This window comes from Cupriavidus agavae (genome assembly GCF_004217045.1).
In the GTDB taxonomy this organism is placed as follows: domain Bacteria; phylum Pseudomonadota; class Gammaproteobacteria; order Burkholderiales; family Burkholderiaceae; genus Cupriavidus; species Cupriavidus agavae.
In genome coordinates this window covers 144,340-167,939 of the sequence record NZ_SGXM01000005.1, presented here as the reverse complement: position 1 = coordinate 167,939, position 23,600 = coordinate 144,340, and the positions used below count along the sequence as shown (strand labels likewise).

At 66.5% G+C, this 23,600-nt stretch carries 19 protein-coding genes; 9 read left to right on the top strand and 10 right to left on the bottom strand.

Translation table 11 applies throughout. From position 1 onward, the window contains the following. Positions 1-47 precede the first annotated feature (47 nt). From EV147_RS18415 to EV147_RS18400, 4 genes are all read right to left on the bottom strand, one after another. Positions 48-1,550: an aldehyde dehydrogenase gene (locus EV147_RS18415; RefSeq protein WP_130392680.1), complete on the bottom strand. Its 1,503-nt coding sequence runs from the start codon at positions 1,548-1,550 to the stop codon at positions 48-50. Continuing rightward, positions 1,550-2,458: a dihydrodipicolinate synthase family protein gene (locus tag EV147_RS18410; protein ID WP_130392679.1), complete on the bottom strand. Its 909-nt coding sequence runs from the start codon at positions 2,456-2,458 to the stop codon at positions 1,550-1,552. The genes EV147_RS18415 and EV147_RS18410 overlap by 1 nt, the downstream gene beginning before the upstream one ends. 56 nt (positions 2,459-2,514) lie before the next feature. Then, on the bottom strand, positions 2,515-3,843 hold the full coding sequence (locus tag EV147_RS18405) for an MFS transporter (RefSeq protein WP_130392678.1): 1,329 nt from the start codon (positions 3,841-3,843) through the stop codon (positions 2,515-2,517). A gap of 94 nt (positions 3,844-3,937) precedes the next feature. Beyond that, positions 3,938-5,257, bottom strand: coding sequence for an NAD(P)/FAD-dependent oxidoreductase (locus tag EV147_RS18400; protein ID WP_130392677.1), 1,320 nt, complete (start codon positions 5,255-5,257; stop codon positions 3,938-3,940). A 234-nt stretch (positions 5,258-5,491) separates the two neighbouring features. On the opposite strand from EV147_RS18400, the gene EV147_RS18395 reads away from it, so the two are divergent. Then, positions 5,492-6,220, top strand: a complete 729-nt coding sequence (locus EV147_RS18395) for a GntR family transcriptional regulator (RefSeq protein ID WP_130392676.1) — start codon at positions 5,492-5,494, stop codon at positions 6,218-6,220. A 79-nt stretch (positions 6,221-6,299) separates the two neighbouring features. Here the strand turns inward: EV147_RS18395 and EV147_RS18390 are convergent, their stop codons facing one another. Then, a complete protein-coding gene (locus EV147_RS18390; protein WP_130392675.1) occupies positions 6,300-8,312 on the bottom strand; it encodes a PhoX family protein in 2,013 nt (670 codons plus the stop codon). 967 nt (positions 8,313-9,279) lie between these two features. Here EV147_RS18390 and EV147_RS18385 point away from each other — a divergent pair. Both EV147_RS18385 and EV147_RS18380 read left to right on the top strand, forming a co-directional pair. Beyond that, the gene (locus EV147_RS18385) at positions 9,280-10,707 is read left to right on the top strand and encodes an L-lactate MFS transporter (RefSeq protein ID WP_130392674.1); all 1,428 of its coding nucleotides are present in this window, start codon (positions 9,280-9,282) and stop codon (positions 10,705-10,707) included. 16 nt (positions 10,708-10,723) lie between these two features. Then, complete coding sequence (locus EV147_RS18380) at positions 10,724-10,855, top strand: MFS transporter small subunit (RefSeq protein ID WP_130392673.1); 132 nt, start codon at positions 10,724-10,726, stop codon at positions 10,853-10,855. A gap of 84 nt (positions 10,856-10,939) precedes the next feature. On the opposite strand, the gene EV147_RS18375 is transcribed toward EV147_RS18380, so the two are convergent. Further along, the gene (locus EV147_RS18375; RefSeq protein WP_130392672.1) at positions 10,940-11,965 is read right to left on the bottom strand and encodes an SDR family oxidoreductase; all 1,026 of its coding nucleotides are present in this window, start codon (positions 11,963-11,965) and stop codon (positions 10,940-10,942) included. A gap of 278 nt (positions 11,966-12,243) precedes the next feature. On the opposite strand from EV147_RS18375, the gene ligD reads away from it, so the two are divergent. The 5 genes from ligD to ku all read left to right on the top strand — a co-directional run bounded on the left by ligD (position 12,244) and on the right by ku (position 18,786). Further along, a complete protein-coding gene (ligD, locus tag EV147_RS18370; RefSeq protein WP_130392671.1) occupies positions 12,244-14,910 on the top strand; it encodes a DNA ligase D in 2,667 nt (888 codons plus the stop codon). Positions 14,911-15,095: 185 nt separating this feature from the next. Then, positions 15,096-15,242, top strand: a complete 147-nt coding sequence (locus tag EV147_RS26000) for a hypothetical protein (RefSeq protein ID WP_157994705.1) — start codon at positions 15,096-15,098, stop codon at positions 15,240-15,242. 195 nt (positions 15,243-15,437) lie between these two features. After that, positions 15,438-17,453: a response regulator gene (locus EV147_RS18365; protein ID WP_130392670.1), complete on the top strand. Its 2,016-nt coding sequence runs from the start codon at positions 15,438-15,440 to the stop codon at positions 17,451-17,453. A gap of 51 nt (positions 17,454-17,504) precedes the next feature. Continuing rightward, positions 17,505-17,642, top strand: a complete 138-nt coding sequence (locus EV147_RS25995; protein WP_157994704.1) for a hypothetical protein — start codon at positions 17,505-17,507, stop codon at positions 17,640-17,642. 13 nt (positions 17,643-17,655) lie between these two features. Further along, entirely contained in the window at positions 17,656-18,786 is a 1,131-nt protein-coding gene (gene ku, locus EV147_RS18360) for a non-homologous end joining protein Ku (RefSeq protein ID WP_130392669.1), read from the top strand. Positions 18,787-18,957: 171 nt separating this feature from the next. On the opposite strand, the gene EV147_RS18355 is transcribed toward ku, so the two are convergent. Continuing rightward, on the bottom strand, positions 18,958-19,425 hold the full coding sequence (locus tag EV147_RS18355) for a BON domain-containing protein (RefSeq protein WP_130392668.1): 468 nt from the start codon (positions 19,423-19,425) through the stop codon (positions 18,958-18,960). Positions 19,426-19,840: 415 nt separating this feature from the next. On the opposite strand from EV147_RS18355, the gene EV147_RS25990 reads away from it, so the two are divergent. Beyond that, positions 19,841-20,107: a hypothetical protein gene (locus EV147_RS25990; RefSeq protein ID WP_157994703.1), complete on the top strand. Its 267-nt coding sequence runs from the start codon at positions 19,841-19,843 to the stop codon at positions 20,105-20,107. Between the two features lie 145 nt (positions 20,108-20,252). Here EV147_RS25990 and EV147_RS18345 read toward each other — a convergent pair whose 3' ends face one another. From EV147_RS18345 to EV147_RS18335, 3 genes are all read right to left on the bottom strand, one after another. Next, positions 20,253-21,005, bottom strand: coding sequence for an NYN domain-containing protein (locus EV147_RS18345; protein ID WP_130392667.1), 753 nt, complete (start codon positions 21,003-21,005; stop codon positions 20,253-20,255). Between the two features lie 366 nt (positions 21,006-21,371). Further along, positions 21,372-22,358, bottom strand: a complete 987-nt coding sequence (locus EV147_RS18340; protein ID WP_130392666.1) for a Bug family tripartite tricarboxylate transporter substrate binding protein — start codon at positions 22,356-22,358, stop codon at positions 21,372-21,374. Between the two features lie 103 nt (positions 22,359-22,461). Next, a complete protein-coding gene (locus EV147_RS18335; RefSeq protein WP_130392665.1) occupies positions 22,462-23,586 on the bottom strand; it encodes an alpha/beta fold hydrolase in 1,125 nt (374 codons plus the stop codon). Positions 23,587-23,600 lie beyond the last annotated feature (14 nt).

Below are 23,600 nucleotides of genomic sequence, written 5' to 3'. Positions count from 1 at the left end.
ACTGCCATGGGAAATGTGGACATCGAAGGGGAGCGAGGGGGCGCAGTTTACCGGGCGGGCGTCGGCACGTCGATCCAGATCGTCTTGATCTCGGTGTACTGGTCGTGCGCCCAGACCGACTTGTCGCGGCCGCCGAAGCCCGACTCCTTGTAGCCGCCGAACGGCGTGGTGATGTCGCCTTCACCGAAACAGTTCACGGTGACCACGCCCGCGCGGATCTCGCGTGACAGCCGGATCGCATGGTTCAGGCTGCTCGTGTAGACCGATGCCGCCAGCCCGTACACCGAGTCATTGGCGAGCGCGATGGCCTCGTCCGTCCCGGTGAACGTGGTCACCGACAGGATCGGGCCGAAGATCTCCTCGCGGAACAGCCGGCTGTCGGGTGTCACGCCGTCGACCACGGTGGGTTCCACGTACGATTCGCCCCGCGTGCCGCCGCCGGCTACCACGCGCAGGTTCTCGGCGCCGGCCTTCTCCAGATACGCGCGCACTTTCTGGAAATGCGCCTCGCTGACCAGCGAGCCGAGCCGGTGTTCGGGGTCCAGCGGGTCGCCCATCCGCCACTCGCGCAGATGGTGGCCGATGCGTTCGAGCAGCGCATCCTTGACGTCGGCGTGGACGATCAGCCGCGACGACGCCGAGCAGTTCTCGCCCATGTTCCAGAAGGCGCCATTGACCACGTGCTGGGCTACCGCGTCGAGATCGTCGACGTCCGGCATGACCACGGCCGGATTCTTGCCGCCGCATTCCAGCACGATGCGCTTCAGGTTCGACTCCGCCGCGTACTTCAGGAACAGCCGCCCCGTGGCCGTGGAGCCCGTGAAGCTGACCATCGACACATCCATGTGCAGGCCCAGCGGCTCGCCCACTTCTTTTCCACCGCCCGGCAGCACGTTGAACACACCCGCCGGCACGCCGGCCTGGTGCGCCAGTTCGGCCACGCGCAGCGCCGTCAGCGTGGTTTCCTTGGCCGGCTTGACCACGATCGAGCATCCGGCGGCCAGCGACGGGCCGATCTTCCATGCCAGCATCAGCAGCGGGAAATTCCACGGCAGCACCAGCCCCACCACGCCAATCGGCTCGCGCACCACCAGCGACAGCGCGTTGCCGCCCACCGGCGCCGTACTGTCGTAGATCTTGTCGATCAGCTCGGCGTGCCAGCGGATGGTGTGGATCGTCTCCGGCACGTCGGTGTTCTGGCATTCGCGGATCGGCTTGCCGCTGTCGAGGCTTTCCATGACGGCAAGCTCGTGCGCGTGCGCTTCGAGCAGGTCGGCGAACTTCAGCAGCACGGCCTTGCGCTGGCCCGGCGACTGGCGCTGCCAGCGGCCGTCCTCGAAGGCGGCCCTGCCATTGGCCACGGCGAGATCGACGTCGCGCGCATCGCAGGCGGCAATTTCGGTCAGTACCTGTCCGGTGGCCGGATTGGTGGTCTGGAACGTCTTGCCCGACACGGCGCGCACGTAGCGGCCGTCGACAAAGGCCTGTGTCGGCAGCGTGAGCTTGTCCGCGATCGCGGCGTATTCGGAGGCGGTCAGCAACCTGGTCATCACGCTTGCTCCCCGGTGATGGTGGCAACGGTGCGCCTGAGCTCGGCGATGATGGTCTCCAGGCGGCGCTTGTCGGCCGCCTCCAGTTCCTGCAGCGGTGCGCGTACCCCGCCGGCACGCAGGCCGGCCACGGTGCAGCCGTACTTGATCGACTGCACGAACTTGCCGCCTTCGAGGAAATCCATCAGCGGCATCATTGCCGACATGATGCGGCGGCCCTTGTCGAAGTTCTTCTCGACCACGCAGGCTTCATAGAGCGCGATGTGCTCGCGCGCAATGAAGTTCGAACCGGCGCAGACCCAGCTGCGCGCGCCCCAGGCGAAGAATTCGAGCGCCTGGTCGTCCCAGCCGCACGAGATGTCGATGTCGTGGAACTCGGTGGCCAGCATGTGCAGCTGGGCGGCCTGGCCCGAGCTTTCCTTGATGGCGACGAAGTTCTGCGAGGCAGACGTGACGGTGCGGAAGAACTCGCGGCCCATCGACACCCCCATGCGGCCCGGATAGTTGTAGAGCATGATCGGCAGGCCGGCAGCGCGGTCGATGGCCAGCGCGTGGGCGGCGTTCTCGGCCTCGGTCGGCAGTGCGTAGGGCGGCGAGCCCACCAGGATGGCGTCGGCCTTGATGGCGCGGGCGCCCTTGGCGTACTCGACCGATTCCTCGGTGCGCACGGCACCGGTGCCGACGATCAGCGGCACGCGGGTGCCGATCACTTCCCTGGCCAGCGCGGCCAGCGCCAGGCGCTCGGCCATGGTGTGGGCGTAGTACTCGCCCGTGGAGCCGCCGATGATGATGCCGTGCACGCCGGCCTCGATCAGGGACTCCAGCACGTCGCCGAACGCGGCGTTGTCGATCTGGCCTTCGGGCGTCAGCGGCGTGATGGCCGGGGTGTAGATGCCTTCGAACTTCATGTTGCTCTCCGTGGATTCGGTTTAGTTCAGTTGGATTCGGATGGGGATGGGAGCCGTCAGCGGCTCAGCGAAGCGGCTTCCTGCAGGCTCAGCGAACGGGTTTCCGGCGCCAGGATCAGTGCCACGAGCAGGCCCACCAGCGTCACGCCGGCTGCCGCATACATGGTCTGGGCGATGCCGAGCGTCTGCAGCGAGATCGGTACGAGCCAGGTGCCGATGGCCGCGCCGATCCGCGACAGCGACGCGCCCAGCCCCACCGCCGCCGAGCGGATCTCGGTCGGGAACAGCTCGTTGGGATAGACCAGTTGCAGCACCTGCGCGCCGCCGATGAACAGCGCGTAGGCGCCGAACAGCAGCAGGACCATCATCGGGCTGCTGTCCGAGCAGGCGCCCAGCGCCAGCAGCGCCAGTCCGGACCAGAGAAAGCTGTGGATCAGCATGCTGCGGCGTCCGATCACGTTGATCAGCCGCGTGGCCACGATGCAGCCCACCACGAACAGCAGCGTGATCGCCACCGAGCCATACGAGGCCCAGTCGCCATGCAGGTTCAGCGCCTGCAGCACCGTGGGGGCGAACGCATAGACCGCGAACACCGGGATCACGGAGCAGCTCCAGAACACCGACACGAACAGCATGCGCTTGCCATAGCCCGAGTGCAGCAGGCACAGCAGCGAGACCTTGGCCTCGGCGGCCTGCTCGGGCAGGTTGCGCAGCGAGAACGTGGCGCCATAGACGTCGCGGATGATGGCTTCGGCTTCCGCCGTGCGTCCCTTGCTCAGCAGCCAGCGCGGCGATTCCGGCGTGCCCAGCCGAATGGCCAGCAGCACCACGCCGATCACCGCCGGGCTGGCCAGCACCAGCCGCCAGGCATCGGGGCGACCCGATTCGAGCATCGCATTGCCGGCCACATAGGCCAGCGCCGCACCGGCGAACCACAGGATGGTCAGCATTGCCAGCCGGGGGCCGCGGTACTTCCTGGGCAGGAATTCCACCAGCAGCGCGCCGGCCACCGGGTACTCGAACCCCACGCCGATGCCGATCAGGAAGCGCATGAAGAACAGCGCCTCGCCCGAGGTGGCCCAGTACTGCGCCAGTGAACACACCACGAAGATGGCCGGCCCCACGAAATAGAGCTTCTTGCGGCCCAGCCGCCCGGTCAGCAGGCCGCCGAGGAAGCCGCCGCAGAAGATGCCCAGCAGCGCGGAAGCCGCCACCATGCCCTGCCAGAAGCCGCTCAGCCCCAGCGTGGCGGCCAGCGGCACCATGGCCACCCCGATGATGCTCAGCACATAGCCGTCGAGCACCCAGCCTCCGCCGGAGCGGATGCATAGCAGTTGATGAAAGCGATTGAGAGGAACATCCTCGATTGACACATTGTTCGTCACCGTTGTCTCCTGGTTGACCGATCTCGTGCCGGGACCTGCGTTGGGTCCGGCTTGCGTTAGGGGGTGCGTTAGCGCTTGCTTGAGGCTGGCGTGTTCAGACTTCCGCGCCGGCGCGCCGCTGGCCGAGCCAGAGGTTGGCGTTGACGCCCATCGACAGGAACGGCTCCGGCGGGTTGCGGTTCGGGCCGGGCGATGCCAGCAGGAAGTCGATCAGTTCGTTGCGCTCGCCGGCCAGGTGTTCGGCCAGCAGATGGCCGGTCACGGTGCCGCGCGTGATGCCGAGCCCATTGCAGCAGAGCGCGCCGTAGACGTTGGGGGCGAGCTTGCCGAAGTGGCCCATGTGGTTGCGCGAGAGCGCCAGCGAGCCACCCCAGGTGTATTCGAAGTCCACGCCGGGCAGCATCGGGAAGCGGCGCTCGAAGGAATCGCGGTGGGTGCGGACGAAACGGTCCAGATAGCGCGGATTGCTGCGGCCGTCGCGGTTGTAGCTGAAGCTGTTGCGCACCAGGATGCGGTTGTCGTGCGTGCGGCGCAGCGTGGTGCCGTAGGGATCGGCCGGGATCAGGCCCCAGAAATCCTTGCCGCCCAGTTGCGCCTGCTCGGCCGGCGTCAGCGGCCGGGTCAGGCTGGCGTAGGTGAACACCGGCAGCATCGTCCCCTGCAGGAAGCCGAAGCGCTGGCCGAACGCGTTGTTCGTCAGGATCAGCGTATCGGCCACGATGCGGCCGTGGCGGTGCGTCAGTACCACCTTGTCGTCGTACTCGACGTCGGTGATGGCGGTGTGCTCGTAAAGCTCCACGTTGGGCGGCAGGCTGTCAGCCAGCCCCTTCACCAGCGCCGCCGGCTGGATCAGCGCCGTGCCGGGCGTGAACAGCGCCTTGCGGTAGAAGCCGGTGCCGATGTGGCCGGGCAGATCGGCGCCGTCGATCATTTCGTACGGCTGGCCCAGCTTGTCGAGGCCGCGCCGGTAGGCGTCGAGCACGGCAATGCCGCGATCCTCGACGGCCGCCTGGTACTTGCCCGACGCGCGGAACTGGCAGTCGATGCGGTACTGCTCGACCAGCCCTTTCAGGATGCGCTGGCCGGTCAGGTTCAGGTTCATGCAGTGCCGGGCCGTGGCGATGTCGCCAATGTAGTCGTCGGCGCCAATGTCATGCGGCAGGTCGATCGCGAACCCGGCGTTGCGCCCCGACGACCCATACCCCACCTCCTGGGCATCCACCAGCACCACGGTGTCGTCGGGAAACTGGTGCGCCAGCTCCCGCGCGGCGGCCAGGCCGGTAAAGCCGGCGCCGATGATCACCCAGCGCGCGCTGGTCTTGCCGGTATGCGCCGGCCTGGGCTGGCGGGGCCGGCTCAGGTGGAACCAGCCGCAGCTGGCGTCGTCCGCCGGTGTCGCAGTTACTTTGGTCATCTCGCCTCACTCCTGGGCCACCCCGTCGCCACTTGGCTCCAAAGTGCACCGCTGCTTGTGTCTATCATTTGTAGACAAAGAATATTTCTACGATAGACATGACGCCATGAGGGTTTACGCGCGGATCGGTTCGCCCGTCAAAGGTGTGGCGAAAGGCGCACTAGGACGCGAACTGCCGTATGGCACGCGGCGATTGCCATAGAATGTCTACGATTGATAGACAAGGGGTCTCACATGGCAAGAACCAAGGCTGGCGCCGAAGAAACGGCGGCACCGGACGCTTCGCTGGATCGCAAGGCGCTGCTCGCTGACGCGCTGCGGCGCCGCATCGTCAGCATGGAACTGGCGCCCGGCGCGGTGGTTGACGAACTGGCACTGAGCGAGGAGTTCGGCCTGTCGCGGCCGCCGGTGCGGGAACTGATGCGGCAGATGGCCGCCGAGGGCTATATCGAGCTGGAAGCCAACCGTGCGGCGCGGGTGTCGTCGATGAACCACCAGTCGCTGCGCAACTTCTTCCTGGCAGCGCCGATGATCTACATCGCCACCACGCAATTGGCCGCTACTAACGCCACGGCGCGCGAGGTGGACGAACTGCGCGCGATCCAGCAGCGCTTCCGGGCAGCGATCGAACAGAACGACGTCGAGAACCGGGTGCTCAACAACGACCAGTTCCACCTGCAGATCGGCAAGATGGCGCACAACCCGTACCTGATGCCGAGCCTGCGCCGCATCCTGATCGACCATGCGCGGCTCGGGAAAATCTTCTACCGCCATCCCACCACGGTCGACATGGAGCTTGACCTCGGCAAGGCCGCCGACCAGCACGACGAGATCATCGACGCCATTGCCCGCCGCGACGCCGGAGCTGCCGGGGATATCGTCCGCCTGCACATGGACCTGTCGCGCCGCCGCATGACGGAGTACGTGGCGCCCGTGGGCGTGGAGGTGCCGCTGGTGCTGTAGCCAGCAGTACCCGCAGCAAGAAAAAAAAACGCCGCGAACCTTTCGGCTCGCGGCGTTTCGTGGCGAAACTTCCGCCGGCTTACTTCGTGATCTTGATGCTCGTGGCGTCGGCGGTCAGGTAACCGACCGAGGCGCCCAGGCCATTCCTGTAGTTGGCGAACACCAGCGGCTCCACCTGCGTCTTCACGGCCGCCTTGATGCCATCGCCGGCGTGCTGGAAGTTGCTCATGATGTAGGTCCAGCCGTTCAGTTCATCCACGGCATGCAGGCCCGTCGATTCCCCACCGGCCGGCACCGACATCAGGCGCGACAGCTGCTTCGTGTCGACGTTGTACGCCCACAGGAAGTTGTTGGTGTGGTTGCTGCTGTCCTCGCCGATGAACAGCGTGCGCAGCTTCTCGGAGAACTTGAGGTTGTCCGGGTTGCCGATGGTCGACGGATCGGCCGTGTTGCCCAGCGCATCGGCGGCGATGTCCTTGCCGACGATCAGTGCCTGGGTGTGGATCGGCACCCATTCGCTGTTGATCGCCGCGCCCGACGTATCCTTCTGGCCGCCGCCGAGCTTGTGCTGCATCACGCCGCCGGCGTTGATGGCCGCCGGCACGTTGATGTTGCTCTGCGCGTTCCAGCCCTTGGCGGTGTTGTTCAGCACCATCGAGTCGACGATATTCTGCAGCGCAGAGTAGGCAACCTTGTCGCGGATGTTGACCGTGGTGCCTTCCATCTTGGTGAAGCCCATGCTGCCGCCGGCCACGAAGGCATAGCGGTGGGTTTCGAGGAACGCAGCCACCAGCTCCTTGCCCGGTTTGATCTTGATCCACTGCGTGGCGCCGCTGTAGTTGATCTTCGTGAACGTGGTATCGGGCGTGGCGTTCAGGGCCGGATCGGTCGCGCTCAGTTCCATGATGTCGGCGAACGTGTGCGACTTGGCCCAGCCTTCGACCTGTGCGCTCGTGGCGTGGCCCAGCTTCACCCAGGTCAGGTCGGCGCCCGGATCGGCCGGATTGACCGAGAAGCCCGTACCCACCTTGGCCACGTACAGCGTGCCGGCGGAGAGATCCTTCTCCTTGTCGGCCACGAACATGAACAGGCCGCTGTTGGTGGCGTCGTCGCCCATCAGCACGGTGCGGTTGTCCGGCATCACCTGCACGAGTTCGTGCGAGATGCGGCCCAGGCAGTAGTGCTTCCTGATCGAGCCCGTGCCGTCGGCGTTGACCGTGACTTCCGGCAGGTGGCCGTACAGGTACGGGTTGAACGGGATCGAAGCCGTGCCGTACAGGTTCTTGGCAAAGGCCAGGTTCTGCGCGGTGCCCGGGTTCGCGGCGTCCGGCTCGTACTCTTCGCTCGACAGGTGGGTGTTCCACGGCGACAGGCTCGCGCCGCAGGTGATCCACAGGCCGTTGGCCGACGAGGTGTCGACGTTGTGGTACTTCACCAGCTTCAGCTTGCCGGTGGCCGGGTCCTGGTCCAGCGTCAGGATGGCGATCGGCGACGGCAGCTTGCCGTACATGCTGACCAGCTTGGCCTGGTCGGTGGTGGTGTATTCGAATTGCACCACGGCGAAGACCGTGTTGCCCTTCACGCCGTCAACCTTGGCGCCGTCGATCTTCAGCAGCGACGTGCCGTCCGGCGAATCCGAATAAAACTGGGCCGGGGTGCCGGTGGACGCATCCATGATCGGCTGGTTGTTGATGTCGAAGTAGCCGCCGGCCAGGATCTGGCCGCCCTTGCCGTCCGACACCATGTCGCCGGTCATGAAGAACGGCTGGTACGACAGCTTGTAGGTCTGGCTGCTGCCGTCGACGAAGTTCACCTTCATGCTCGAACCCACGGTCGTGGTGGCCATTTCGGCCGGGTTCGCCAGGGACGGGGCGGGCATGCTCGTGAACGAGGCGTCCTTGAATGCCACCGTCGTGGCCGGCGGGGTCGTCGTGCCGCCGCCCGGGCTGGTCGGGGTGGTCGTGGCGGGGGCATCGTCGCCGCCGCCGCAACCGGCCAGCAGCGAGGTCGAGGCCAGGCCCAGCGGCAGCATCGGAGCGCCGGCCAGGAATTTCAGTGCCTTGCGGCGCGTTGCGTCAAGTTTTTCGGACATTTCTGGATACTTCCCGTCAATCTGGTGTTTTCATCAGACCGCCCTGCCCATGCGAAACATGGCAACCCGGTCAGCTCTTGTGGAGGCAACCGCACAGCGGTCAAGCCGGGTGGCATCGTATGAACCCAATGTGACAGCAAGTTGAACCCGCAACGATTGGCTGTGGGCGCGCCAGACTGTTTCCGCCAGTGCCGAGACGCGGACAAAAAAAACGCCGCGACCCATGTATGGTCGCGGCGTCGTCAATGCGCCGGTCCGCGCGACACCCACTATGTCGCCCGTTTGTAGCCCAGATGCAGGTCTGACCGGCTTGTCCGAGCAGCGGAGTGATCCGCCACGCGTCGCATCCTAAGGCGGTCTCGTGACGGTTTCGTGACGAATTGTCGTGACAATGGAGCAGATGAAATGCCGATATCTGTCCGCCGTCGATGCCGGTTTCCGCCGGCTCCGAACCTGCCGACTGTGGTGAAAATCAAACGTTACAAACCTGTCATTCGACAGATCCGCACATGAAGCCAAGGTTTTCGTGCGTTTCCGGAATATGTCATCTTTAGCCTATTGAAGTGATCAATCGGCCCGGCTATGGTTCAGCGCATAATATTTTCCACGGCAATATATGTGATGAAAAACATATATTGCTCGCCCCGATCGGAAATAACCATGCGCAATACCATTCCGGGACGCTCAGCGTCTCCAGCCGCCCTCACCCGACCCCTGGCGGGGTCCGCCTGCGCACGCCCCCCGTGCGCCCTTCCCCTCGTCCGTACCCGAAACCGTTTCGTAGCAGCTTCGTAGCAACCGTCGCTGCGCCGGGGCCATAAAGCCTTTTACATCCCGGAACGGCGACACCCCTCTGGGGGTAATCCATCCAAGGAATGACGGGGTCAACCGCCGGGCCAGCCAGACCCGCGGGCGTCGCCAGGCCAGCATGGATGGATTACCCAGGATCCACGTCTGGAGAACTTCAATGAGCAGTGTGACAAATGGTGGCAGCAGCCCGTCCAACGGGAAAGCGCCGTTCTTTTCAAAGGAGGCGACCTACGCCAAGCCGGGATTTTCCCGCTGGATGGTGCCGCCCGCGGCACTGGCGGTGCACCTTTGTATCGGCCAGGCCTATGCCTTTTCGGTGTTCAACGCGCCGCTGTCGAAAGTCATCGGTATTACCGAATCGGTCGCCGATGACTGGAAGCTGACCACGCTGGGCTGGATTTTCTCGCTGGCGATTTTCTTCCTGGGCATTTCGGCCGCATTCGCGGGCAAGTGGCTGGAGCGCGTGGGTCCGCGCCGCACGATGTTCACGGCGGCCTGCTGCTTCGGCGGCGGCTTCCTGATTTCGGCGCTGGGCGTCTACACCCACCAGATCGTGCTGCTGTACCTGGGCTACGGTGTGCTGGGCGGCATCGGGCTGGGCCTCGGTTATGTCTCGCCCGTGTCCACGCTGATCCGCTGGTTCCCGGACCGCCGCGGCATGGCCACCGGCATGGCAATCATGGGCTTCGGTGGCGGCGCGATGATCGCCGCCCCGCTGTCCGTGGCCCTGATGAACTACTTCAAGAGCGCCACCTCGGTCGGCGTGGCCCAGACCTTCCTGGTCATGGGCGTGGGCTACTTCATTTCGATGTCGATCGGTTCGCTGGCCATCCGCGTGCCGCCGCCCGGCTGGAAGCCGGAAGGCTGGACCCCGCCCGTGGTCGAGAACAAGATGATCACGCGCAACCACGTGCATATCGATGAAGCGCTGAAGACGCCGCAGTTCTACCTGCTGTGGTTCGTGCTGTTCCTGAACGTGACCGCCGGCATCGGCGTGCTCGGCCAGGCGTCGCTGATGATCCAGGAAAGCTTCAAGGGCAGCGTCACCGCCGCCACGGCGGCCGGCTTCGTCGGCCTGCTGTCGCTGTTCAACATGGGCGGCCGCTTCTTCTGGGCCTCGTCGTCGGACTGGATCGGCCGCAAGAACACGTACTTCATCTTCTTCGCGCTGGGTGCCGTGCTGTACTGGCTCGTGCCGCAACTGGGCGCGGCTGGCAACATCGCCATGTTCGTGCTGGCCTACTGCGTGATCATGTCGATGTACGGTGGCGGCTTCTCCACCATCCCCGCCTACCTGGCCGACATGTTCGGTACCGCGTTCGTCGGTGGCATCCACGGCCGCCTGCTGACCGCCTGGGCCGCTGCCGGTATCGCCGGCCCGGTGCTGGTCAACTACATCCGCGAATACCAGGTGGCGCACGGCGTGACCGGCGCCGCGGCCTACACCATGACGCTGCACATCATGGCCGCGCTGCTGGTGGTCGGCTTCATCTGCAACCTGCTGGTGTCGCGCGTCAATGACAAGCACCACATGAGCGATGCAGACGTGGCCCGCCTTGGCGCCGGCACCGGTGCCGCCCACTGATCGCCAGGAGTCGAACATGGAAAACCAGAACCTGAACACCGCACCGACCAACAAGGCCCTGCTGGGCGCCTTCTGGCTCTACGTGCTGATACCGCTGGTGTGGGGCGTGTCGAACACGATCACCCAGGCGCTGAAGCTGTTCCAGTAAGCCTGCGGGCAAGCTGGCGAGGAAGGGGCTGCCTTGGGGCAGCCCCTTTTTCATTGGCGCGGAGGCCGGGCACCATCCTCCGCGCTAGCTGCGGCGGTGCCGGACCAGTGCCGTGATCGCCGCCGACGCTCCCACCACCAGCGCCGTGGTCAGCAACGGGTGGCGCGCCGTGGTGGTATAGGCACAGCGCTGCATCCCACGCCGGTTGCCAGCGCGCTCCATCAGCGTGTTGCCGGCCTCGTGCAGCGCGTTGTTCTCGATCGGCCCGGCCGGCTCGCGGGTCTGCTGCGCACGGCTGATGAAGCGGCTCATGAAGCGGTCGAACGCATGCGGCGCGTGGTAGGCAGCCGCCGAGAACGCCTTGGCCGAGGCGCCCACGAACATGTCGCGGCGCGGATGCTCGGCCGCGAACAGGATGGCCTCGGCCGCCAGCGACGGATCGTAGAGCGGCGGCGCCTGGCGCGGTTCCACGTGCAGGAAGTTCTTGGCGTGGGTCACGAGCGGCGTATCCATGCCGGCCGGCTTGATCAGCGTGACCGAGATCGACGCCTTCTCCTGCTCCAGTTCCAGCCGCAGGGTGTCCGTGAACCCCTTGATGGCGTGCTGCGACGCCGCGTAAGCGCTCTGCAGCGGCAGCGGCCCGTCGCAGGCTTCGCTGCCCATGTTGATGATGGCGCCGCCGAATTCGCGCCGCGACTCGTGCTGCGGGTCGCGCAGATGGCTGGCAGCCACCAGCGACCCATGCACGGCGCCCCAGTAGTTGGTCTCGAACAGGCGCCGCTGGTCCTCCAGCGGCACGTCGCCATGACGCCCGAAGATCGTCACCCCCGCGTTGTTGATCCACGTGTCGAAGCCGCCGAACCGTTCGATGGCCGATTGCGCCACGTGGGTCACGTCCTGGTGCTTGCCTACGTCGGCGGTGACCGTGATGACCTCGGTGCCATGCTCGCGCAGCTCCTCGGCCAGCTTGTGCAGTGCCTCCTCGCTGCGGGCGACCAGTACCAGCTTCGCACCCTTGGCGGCGGCCATGCGCGCCGTGACCAGTCCCACGCCGCTGGTGGCGCCGGTCAGCACGATGACCTGCGAGCCGATCTTCTTCAGGGGTTTCATCTTGCCTCTCGTCCAGTGTTCCGGTCCTGTCGCATCCCGCGCACCGGTGACCGGGGTGAAGCCGGCGCGACGCGTTGATCCTTACTGCCACCGCAAGAGCCGTTCCCGGCCGAAGGACGCGTCGCCGCCCGCGCCGCGCCGGGTTGCACCGCAGCATCGGCGCGGCCGCTTTTACAACGGCGGGTAAGGACGGCCAGCCATGTAGGACGGCCCCCGCTTTCGCACGCGGCGTGCACTGCATAAGCTGGAACGAATCCCGACCTGACGGACCCCCTCCCATGGCAAAGACCGCCGCCGCTGCCACCGCTGCCGACACCGCCGAAGCGCCGCTTGGCAAATACCAGCGCAAGCGCGATTTCGGCGCCACGCCGGAACCGAGCGGGCAGGCCACCGGTGCCCGCAAGGGCAAGCGCAAGGCGCCCGCGCTGTCGTTCGTGATCCAGAAACATGCCGCGCGGCGCCTGCACTACGACTTCCGGCTCGAACTGGACGGCACGCTCAAGAGCTGGGCGGTGCCCAAGGGACCGAGCTATGACCCCGCCGACAAGCGCATGGCGGTGCACGTGGAAGACCATCCGCTCGACTACGCCGGCTTCGAGGGCGTGATCCCGCCCGGCCACTATGGCGCCGGCACCGTGATCGTGTGGGACCGGGGCCAGTGGATTCCGGACGACGATCCCGCCCGCGCCTACGAAACCGGCAAGCTCAAGTTCGAACTGCGCGGCGAGAAGCTGCAGGGCCACTGGACACTGGTGCGCATGGGCGGCAAGCGGGCCAGGGACGACAACGCCTGGCTGCTGATCAAGGAGCGCGACGAGTTCGCCCGGCCGTCAGCCGAATTCGACGTGGTGGAAGCCATGCCGGACAGCGTGCTGGCCGGCACCTCGGCCCAACCCGCCAAGGCGTCCGCCAAGGCATCGGCAAAGGCATCGGCAAAGGCACCCGCGACGAAGTCGCCCGCAAGGAAAGCGCCCGCAGCGATGGCCGTCCCCCTGCCCGCCGGCGCCAGGAAGGCCGCACTGCCGCTGGCGCTCTCGCCCCAGCTTGCCACGCTGGTCGAACAGGCCCCGGCGGACAGCGCCAACTGGCAATACGAGATCAAGTTCGACGGCTACCGGATCATGGCGCGCGTGGATGGCGACGACGTGCGGCTCTTCACGCGCCAGGGGCACGACTGGACGGCAAAGCTGCGCAGCCTGGCCGCCGAGATCCGCACCCTTGGCATTCCCGATGGCTGGCTCGACGGCGAGATCGTGGTGGTCGACGAGAACGGCATCACCGACTTCCAGGCGCTGCAGAACGCCTTCGAGACCGCGCACGTCGAGCAGATCCAGTATTACGCGTTCGACCTGCCCTACTACGCCGGCCACGACCTGCGTGCCGTGCCGCTGGCCGACCGGCGCGCGCTGCTGGCGCGGCTGATGGCGGACCGCAGCTCGCAGCGCGTGCGCTACAGCGACAGCTTCGAGGCCGACCCCGGCGAAATGCTGCATGCCGCCTGCCGCATGAAGCTCGAAGGCGTGATTGGCAAGCGGGTGGATGCGCCATACGTCAGCTCGCGCGCCAACTCGTGGATCAAGCTCAAGTGCACCAACCGGCAGGAATTCGTGATCGGCGGCTTCACCGATCCCAAGGGCAGCCGCAGCGGGCTGGGGTCGCTGCTGCTTGGCGTGCACGACGCACAGGGCAAGCTGCGCTACGCCGGCAATGTTGGCACCGGCTTCGACACGGCCACGCTCGACAAGCTACGCAAGCAACTGGACGCGCTGGTGTCCGACAAACCGCCGTTCGATCCGCTGCCGCGCGGCGTCAAAGGCCATTGGGTCAAGCCGAAGCTCGTTGCCGAAGTGTCGTTCGGCGCCTGGACCCGCGAGGGCCGCGTGCGGCATTCGGTGTTCCATGGCCTTCGCACAGACAAGGCGGCCGGGGCGATCACCGTGGAGAAGCCGGCGGCGCCGGCAAGGAAGGGGGCGGTCAAGAAGACGCCCGCAGAACCTTCGGGCAAGAAGACACCCGCCCGCAAGGCCGCGTCCGCCACCGCGCCACGCGGCAAGACGCTGGTCGGCAACGTGGCGGTCAGCCATGCCGAACGCGTGATCGACAAATCCACCGGGCTGACCAAGGGCGACCTGGTGGCCTACTACGCCCGCGCCGCGGCCCTGATGCTGCCCTACCTGAAGAGCCGGCCGCTGGCGCTGGTGCGGGCGCCGTCCGGCATCGACGGCGAGCAGTTCTTCCAGCGCCACGGCGACACGCTCCATATCGAGGGCATGAAGGCGCTCGACCCGAAGCTCTGGCCCGGCCATCCGGCGCTGATCGAGGTCACCAGCGAGGCGTCGATCGTGGCGGCCGCGCAGATGAACGTGATCGAATTCCACACCTGGAATGCCACCTCGCGCGCCATCGACAAGCCCAACCAGGTCATTTTCGACATCGACCCGGGCGAAGGCGTGACCTGGCCGCAGATCCAGGAGGCGGCCGGGCTGGTCAAGGCGCTGCTCGACGCGCTGGAGCTGGATTCGTTCCTGAAGACCAGCGGTGGCAAGGGCCTGCACGTGGTGGTGCCGCTCGCGGCGCGCGCCGAGTGGGACACCGTGCGCGACTTCGCGCAGGACGTGGTCATCCATATGGCCAGGACGATTCCCGAGCGCTTCGTCTCCAAGAGCGGGCCACGCAACCGCGTTGGCAAGATTTTCATCGATTACCTGCGCAACGGTGTCGGTGCTACCACGGCGGCGGCGTTCTCGGCGCGCGCCCGGCCCGGCCTTGGCGTCTCGATCCCGGTCAGTTGGGACGAACTGCCGGAACTGACCGGCGCGGCCCACTGGACCATCGCCAACGTCGAGGATCGGCTCGATGAACTGGCACGCCATGATCCGTGGGACGGCTTCGCCAAGTGCCGCCAGACGCTCACGCGCGCCCGCAAGCTGCTGGACGGCGAGTGATCCCGCCCGCCGGCTCCAACGCGCGCTGACGTTTCTCCCTCCCGCCCGACCTGTCCGGGGCTGGCGACCCACGCGCCGCCCTTGTCGGCGTCCGTCTGTCAGCCGCGCTTTGACGGCGCGGCACGGTTCTTGCCACTGTGGTCCCAAAACGTGGCCTTCGGGCACCTGCAGTCAGGCAAAAATCGATGAGACAAGATCCCGATCCGTGGTTTTCGAGTGAATTCTGGCAGCGCGCGATTCTTTGCATCCTGACGCTGGCGCTGGCCTACCTGCTGGCTTCACCGTTCGATGCTGGCGCCGCGCCGGCCGTAGCCGCCAGTTACGGCCGGTGACGTGCACTGTTCGCCACACGACATTCCGCGAGTCAAAAATACAAAGCATATGGTTTGCATCAAGGTAAAAAATACAATTCAGGTTAGGAAGACGGCACGTACGGCGGCCATTGCGCTGGCCGGCCCGGCCGCCCATGGCCTGAAGGGGTTGAATATCGACGTCAAGATCGCGGCATGCCTTGCCGCTTGCCAGCCATGAACGCCACGCCGCAAGCCCATCCGACGCGCCGCCCGCTGATCCTCAATGTCGAGGGACGCGAGGGCCCGCGCTACGTCAAGAGCCGCATCCTGAACCGGGCCGAGTTCTCGGTGCTCGAAGCGTCCAACGGCCAGTCAGCCCTGGCACTGGTGCGCCAGCACGCGCCCGATCTCGTGCTGCTTTCCGGCCAGTTGCCCGACATCGACGGGCTCGACGTCTGCCGGCTGATCAAGGGCGACCCCGCCACCGCCCGGACCATGGTGCTGCTGACCGCCCCGGGCGTCACCGATTCGCACCGGCGGGTGCAGGCGCTCAATGGCGGCGCCGACAGCCTGCTGGTGGAGCCGCTGGAGCCCGAGGAACTGGTCTCCAACATCAATGCGCTGCTGCGCATGCGCGGCGCGGAAGACGCCTACCAGCGCACGTCGCAGGCGCTGCACGAGAACGAGGACCTGTTCCGCCAGTTGGCCGAAGCCATGGCCGACGTGGTCTGGATTCTCGATCCCACCACGCAGCGGCTGCTGTTCGTCAGCCCGTCGTTCGAATCGCTGTGGGGGCGCCCGGCCGACGCCGTGAAGCAGGACGCCACGCAGTGGCTGCAATGGGTGGCGCCGGACGACCAGCCCCGCATGCAGGCCGAATGGCGCAGCATGCTGCGCGACGGACGGCTAGACACCGAATTCCAGCTCGAACGCCCCAACGGCGAGATCCGCGAAGTGCATATGCGCGCCTTCCCGGTACGCGGCGCCGATGGCCGTTGCCTGCGGGTGGCCGGCATCTGCCAGGACGTCACGCGCCACAAGCGCGCCGAGCGCGCGCTGCACAACGAGGAACGCCGCAAGGACGAATTCCTCGCCATGCTGGCCCACGAACTGCGCAACCCGCTGGCGCCGATGCGCAGCGCGGTAGACCTGCTGCAGCAGTTCTCGCCGTCGCGCGAGGACATGTTCCGCGCGCGGGACATCATCGGCCGGCAGTTGCATCACCTGACGCGGCTGGTCGATGAACTGCTCGATATCTCGCGCTTCAACCAGGGCAAGATCACGCTGCGGCGCGACCTCGTGGAACTGCGCGGAGCGCTGAACACCGCCGTGGAGACGGTCCGCCCGCTGCTGGAGGCACGGCGCCACATGCTGCGCCTGTCGCTGCCCGAGCAGCCGCTGCCGATTCGCGGCGACATGGTCCGGCTGACCCAGATCTTCGCCAACCTGCTGCACAACGCCGCCAAGTACACCGCCGAAGGCGGCCAGTTGTCCGTGGAAGCCACGCTCGGCGCCCAAGGCACCGTGTTCGTGCGCGTGCGCGACAACGGCAACGGGCTCTCGCCCGCCATGCAGCGCCACCTGTTCGACCCGCTGGCCGCCGCCGTGGGTGGCGAGCAGGACGTTCCCGCTACCCAGGCCGGCGAGCATGACGACCGCCCCGACCTGAGCGCAGCCGGCGATGGCGACCCCGACAACTTCGCGGCGCGCGAAGGTGCCGGCATCGGCCTGACACTGGTCCAGAAACTGGTGACGCTGCATGGCGGCCGGATCACCGCCGAAAGCCCCGGTGCCGGCAAGGGCAGCACGTTCACGGTGGAGCTGCCGGTGGAGCCGTGGCAGAACTGGCACCCGACCACCAGCAAGGCCCGCCCGGCAGCCGGCTCGGCGCACACGATCATGCTGGTGGACGACAACGTCGACGCGCTCGAAGCCATGACGATGACGCTGGAGACGCTGGGCCACACCGTGGTGACCGCACCCGACGGCCAGAGCGCCATCGACCGCGCGGCCAGCGTGCGGCCCGACGTGGTACTGCTGGACCTGGGCATGCCGACCATGGATGGCTTCGAGACCGCGCGACGGCTGCGCGAGATTCCGGAACTGCGGCATGCGCGGCTGGTGGCGCTGACCGGTTTCGGCCAGCCCGACGACCGCCGGCGCACCCGCGATGCCGGCTTCGACATGCACCTGGTCAAGCCGGCCGACCTCAACGCGCTGACGCGCCTGCTGGACGAACTCGACGCCTGAATCGACGCCTGAATCGACGCCTGACCGGCCACGCCCCGCACAAGGAACCCCATGCACATCACACCCGAACCCGAGATCGTTCCGCCGCAACCCGAAACCCCGCCGCCCGAGCCGCCCGACACGACGCCGGAGCCAATCAACGATCCGCCCCCGGGCGACCTGCCGCCGCCCCCGCCGCAGCGCGCCTGACCCGGAGCGCACCATGTCCCGCGCCATCTGGAAAGGTGCGATCAGCTTCGGTCTGGTCAACATTCCCGTCTCGCTGAAAACCGCCTCGCGCTCCAATACGCTCGATCTCGACATGCTCGACAAGCGCGACATGGCGCCGATCGGCTACCAGCGGATCAACAAGCACACTGGCAAGACCATCGACAACGCGCACATCGTCAAGGGCTATGCCTACGAAAAAGACGAGTACGTGGTGCTCAGCGACGAGGATTTCCGGCAGGCCAACGTCGAGGCGACGCAGACCGTGGATATCGTCTCGTTTGTCGACGCCGGATCGATTCCGCCCTACTACTTCGAGACGCCCTACTACCTGGAGCCCGACAAGCGCGGCGAGCGTGGCTACGCGCTGCTGCACGAGACGATGCGCAAGACCGGCCGCGCCGCCGTGGCGCTGGTGGTGTTGCGCAATCGCCAGCACCTGGCCGCGCTGCTGCCGCTGGGCAAGGCGCTCGTGCTGAACACGATGCGCTTTGCCGACGAAGTGCTTCCCGTGGAAGACCTGAGCCTGCCGGGCGGCAAGAAGCACGCGGCCAGCGCCCGCGAAGTGGAAATGGCGACCAAACTCGTCGAGGACATGACCGAGGAATGGGCGCCCGAACAGTTCCACGACACCTATCGCGAAGACCTGCTCAAGGTGATCCATGCCAAGATCAAGGCGGGCAAGACCCACCTGCTGACGCCGGCCAGCGACGAACCCGCCACGCCTTCGCGCGGCGCCAAGGTCATCGACATGATGACGCTGCTCAAGCAGAGCATCGGCAAGCGTGGCAAGGGCGCGGAGCCGAGGCGCGCTGCCGCCGACGACGAGGCGGAGGAAGATACCGGGGACATGCCGAGGAAGTCGGCGCGCCGGGCGCCCACGAAGGCGGGCAAGGCGGGCAAGGCAGGTAAAGCGGGCAAGGCAACAGGTGGGAAGGCTCCCGGGAAGAAGGACGCTACAAAAAAAGCGTCCGCAGCGAAGAAGCCCACCACGAAGAAAAGCCCTGCGAAGACAAGCGCCACGAAGAAGCCCGCCGCCAGGAAGGCGGCAGCGAAGAAGGCGGTAGCAAAGAAGGCGGTAGCAAAGAAAGCCAGCCAGCCCGCGCCTGCCAGAAAAGCGGCCTGATCCCGTTTCAGGCAGAAAAAGAGCCGCGGCACGTGGGATGGCCGCGGCTCGGCGCAGGGCGGCCGAAGCCGGCAGCGCATCATCAAACCGGTTTCACGTTTCTCGCGGCGGACGGCACCGGCTGGCGCCCGCCCACATCTTCACCTCCTGTCCTGCGTTCCTGCCGCCGGATCAGCGCGACGAAACCTTCAGGTTGTCCTTCACCGAGTCCACACCCTCGACCGAGCGCACGGCGTCCAGCGCCAGGTCGTGCTCGGCCTTGGTCGGCACCGAGCCGGTCAGGTTCACGACGCGATCCTTGGTCTTGACGTGGATGCCCGTCGACTTCAGATCCTTCGTCGCCAGCAGCTTCGACTTGATCTTGGTGGTCAGCGCCCCGTCGGTCACGGCCTGCTTGGCGTTGTCGGCGCTGGCTTCCACCTTGGCGCCCGTGGTGGCGGCGGGCATCTTCTCGCGGTCGCCGTCGATACGGCCCGGCGTGGCCGGCGAAGTACCCGGCGTCTGCATCGTGGTGTTGCCGGTGTTGTCGGCCACCTTCATGAAGCCGCCGTTATCGAGCGCATGTGCGCCGCCGGCAGCCATCGTCGCAGCCGTGGCCAGCAGGATCGAAGCGATACGAATGGTCGGTGCCTTGCTCATGGTGATATCTCCTTGTTAGCGTTTGAATCGCAATGAATCAAGGTCAGCCACCGTGCCCGTGTTGCCCGCCCGCAGTACTGTATGAGGCGCCAGGCCGGATGTCGCAACTGACCTCCTGCCCCACTGTTTCGCAAGTCCCGTTCCAGTCCGGCTGCGGAAACCGCCGGTTGCCGTCGCAACCCTTGCCGCAGAAGGGATCGCGCCCAGTGCGGCGTAGCGCACCCGGGCCTGTGCGCGGACACCGCCGCGTGCGTTGTGTGAAAACCATGCATGGGTTGTAAAACGGGGTACGGGCAGGTAACGCATCGGTTACCTGTATGTCCGACAGATGGCAGCTGGTCCACTTTGTCGGATGGCACGCCGATTGCTGAATCAAGGGTGCGGCAGCCTTCGCCGCGAACTTCCGGAGACAGCAATGGGACAGCAGCAAGGTAGCCAGTCGGGACAGCAAGGACAGCAGTCGGGACAACAAGGCCAAAAGCAGCAGGAACAACAGCAATCCGGCCAACGCGGCAGCGAACAGGGTGGCCAGCAAGGCGGCCAGCAGGGCGGCGGCCAGATGGGCAACCAGGACCAGCGCTCAGGCCAGCCCCAGCAGGATATGGGCAAGCAGCAAGGCCAGCAGGGTCAACAAGGCCAGCAAGGCCAACAAGGCCAGCAGGACAAGAATCGCCAGCAGTAATCGGGCATCCCGCTCCCTTCCGGGCCTCCACGTGACATCTCCACGGTTGTCACACCCCGCCTGAGGTCAAGGCAGGATCATTGAACGAGGCCCCGCGCCGGGCCTTCCGAAAGGAAGGCCCGGCGTCTTGGTTTTGGACGGCGAGTTACCGCGTGAGCGACGTGGGGGAAATGGGCCAGGGCCAGGCTGCAGGCGACAGCCAACTGTGAACACCGGCGCTACCGCACTTCTTGCGGGGCGGTTCCGGACAGGTGCTACGTACGCCGTCGACGTGCTCTTCCAAACCTTTGGGCAAGCCCTGCCACATCGTGTCCACGATAAAATCCACCCCTTCTCGCCGGGCTAGTTTGGCCGCCGGAATGAAATCTGCGTCACCGGCGATTAGCACGATTTGTCGCACCTGCCGTTTGAACGCGAGTGATGAGACATCCAGCCCGATTCGCATATCCACGCCTTTCTGTCTCGTCACCACGCGGACGTCGCTCTCTCTGAGGTCATCAACGCCAATCCTGCGCTTGAGCAACTCCTGTATCCGTGCTGGCTGAATAGTCCAGCTCGTATCACTGGACAAATGCCCCAGTCGCACGGCGACTTTCCGCTTGCACCGGAGTTCTGCATGCAGGGCACGTCGGAAGACTGCTTCCTCCGAGACCCCGAACGCAATGGCGCGCTTGGAAATCGGATTGTGGAGCTTCTTCTCCAGTGGCGGACAATCGTAGAAGAAAATCCGGTAGAGGTCGCGCGAAACGATTGCCCCCTCCCACGGCTCTTCCAGATGGGCCAATGCCCATCTGTACGCGCAGTTGGCTGCATGGGCGGCGTCATAGGCCTGACTCGGATAAATGTCTCGATATCGCTTGATGAAAAAAGCACCATCGATCAGGATGCCAGTTGGCATACGCGCCCCCAACCTAATACCAACTCCAGAAACAGGAACGCCCAGGGGCTCGGCGCTTCCAGGATCACAGGGGAATACGCTTACTGCCAAGGGCGGGATGAACGGATGCTAGCAATGCATTTCCGGCCAGACAACAGACCGAGCGGTCTGCCGCACTTCGAAAACCCCGGTTGTGCACTATGGGCGGCAAGCAAAGATCGGGAGAGCCAGCGCCGGCGCGGCGTGATGTGGGAATGTGTCCGTTCTTTGAGACAAATCTGATTTCAGTTTCTTCCCCGACGTTGTCTCTTTTTTGCTCCATTCAACAAGGATGGGGTAGCCCGCTGAACTCGTGCCGGAAGTGCGTTCGCCACGCCGCCGCCTGCCTCACCCCAACCGCCCCGCTACGCCCTCGATGGTCCTGCGCCATACCTCGCGCTGTTGCGTGAGGTAGCCCACGGCGTCGGGGCCGGTGAGGCCCAGCGGCTCGGCGCCGTCCTGTGCCAGCCGTTGCCGGAGCGCCGGGGATTTCAGCAGACGCGCGAGGCGCGCCTCCAGCACGGCGCGGCGGGCCGGCACCACCGTGGGCGCGGCCAGTACGCCGTACCACGCATCCTGCCGCATGCCGGTCAGGCCGGACTCCGCGAAAGTGGGCACGGCGGGCGCCAGCGCGCTGCGGGTGCGGCCGGTGACTGCCAGCGCGTGGACACGCCCCTGGCGCATCAGCGGCAGCGCCGCCTGCAGCGTGCTGAACAGCAGCGCCACGTGTCCGCCTTGCAGGTCAACCAGTGCCCGGGCGCTGCCGGGATACGGCACGTGCGCCATCGTGATGCCGGCATCGCGGCACATCTGCTCGGCCACGAGGTGGGCGCTGGAATGGATGCCGAGCGAGGCGTAGGCGATGTCGCCGGGGCGCCGGCGGGCTTCGGCAAGGAGCCGGGCCAGTGCGTCGCGGGCGCTGTCGGCACGCCCCGGCGTGCCGTCGCCGGCCACCAGCAGCACATGAGGCGTACTGGCGACGATCGCCAGCGGCTGCAACGACGCCACCAGCGCATCCGGTGCGCCAGGCAGCTGGGGCGCGATGCTGACCGACCCAACCGTGCCGAGCAGCAGCGTTTCGCGTTGGGCGCCGGCGCGGGCCGCCTCGTGCAGCGCGATCTGCCCGGCGGCGCCGGGACGGTTATCGACGATGGTGGGCGCGCCGTCCCCGGTAAGGCCATCCGCGACGATCCGCGCGATATGGTCGGCGCCGCCGCCGGGGGCATAGCCGACCAGCAGATGCACCGGTTCGGCGGCGAAACTCGGAAGCCAGGGGCGTGCGAGCGGCAGCGACAGCAACGCTGCGGTCACGCGCCGGCGGGAAAGCACAGGCATGAGGCGGAGAACGCGGATCGGAAGGCTGGCCGCATGCTAGCACCAGCGGCCCGCGCCCGCCGCCCGGACAAACCCACCCGCTCCCGGCTACCGCTCTACGGCGCTACGGCTGGGGCGCCTGGCAGGCCGCGCCGCTCCGGTTGGCGGCCGGGTCCAGGTCGAAGACCGCCTGCGCGCCGCACTGCGAGCCGAACATGCGCGCCTGGTCATGCCCCACGCCCACCACTTCGAAGGTCTTGTGCGCCGGCGTTGGCGCGGCGCCGGCCAGCATCCGTTCGTAGCGCCAGTAGCCGCGCGCCCGCTGCAGCCGGGTCGGCCCTTCGGCTTGCGCGCCGCACGCCTTGTCGAGCACGCGATGGTTCGGATCGTTGTCCTCGGTGCCGGCCAGATACGTCACCTGCCGCTGCATGTAGCGCCGGTACAGCGTCATGCCGTCGGCACCCTTCGCGTAGGCCACCATGTCGCGCATGCCGTAGCGGTACTTGTCGTAATCCGCGCAGGCCGCCGTGCTGTACGGGGCAAACCGCCGGTAATCGGGCGCCACGGGACGGTCAGGCGTGAAGTACAGGTATGAGGACGGGTTGGCCACCACGTAGCGCAGTGCGATGCCGGCGCCGCGCACCTTCTCGTCCACGTTGTTGAGCACCGCGTAGCGATGCACGATCTGCGCGCCGCCGGAGTGGCCGGCCACCGTGACCTTGCGCACCAGTGGCACGCGTTTCGGGTCGGTCACGAACGCCAGCAGGTCGTCGAGCACCTGCAGCGAGCTCGTGCCCTTGCCGGGGCCCGACACGGCATCCTCGCCGCCGATCCAGCCCTGCACGGTCCAGACCGGCATGTTGTCGAAGTGCTTGGCGCCATCCGGCGTACCGGGGAAGTTGGGCGCGATCAGCAGCACCTCCGCCGCGTTGCGCCCGCTGGCCTTCAGCAGTTCCGCGCCAGCGGCGTAATAGTCGTCGCCATTGCGCTGCAGGCCGTGCTGCACCAGCACCACCTCGCGGATCCGGCTCAGATCGCCATCGAGGCGGTGGTTCGCGTAGACGGGAAAGTCGTAGCCGGCACCGCTGCCAAGGTGCACGCGCTGCCACGATTGCGCGGGCGCCTGCGCAGCCGGGGCGGCCGTTGGCCCCGGCCCGCTGGCACAGCCCGACATGACGGTGATGGCGGCGATGGCGGCGGCCGCCGCCACGAGGGGGACGGCCAGCCGGGGGCGGACGGTGAAAGTCATGGTGTCTCCGTTAT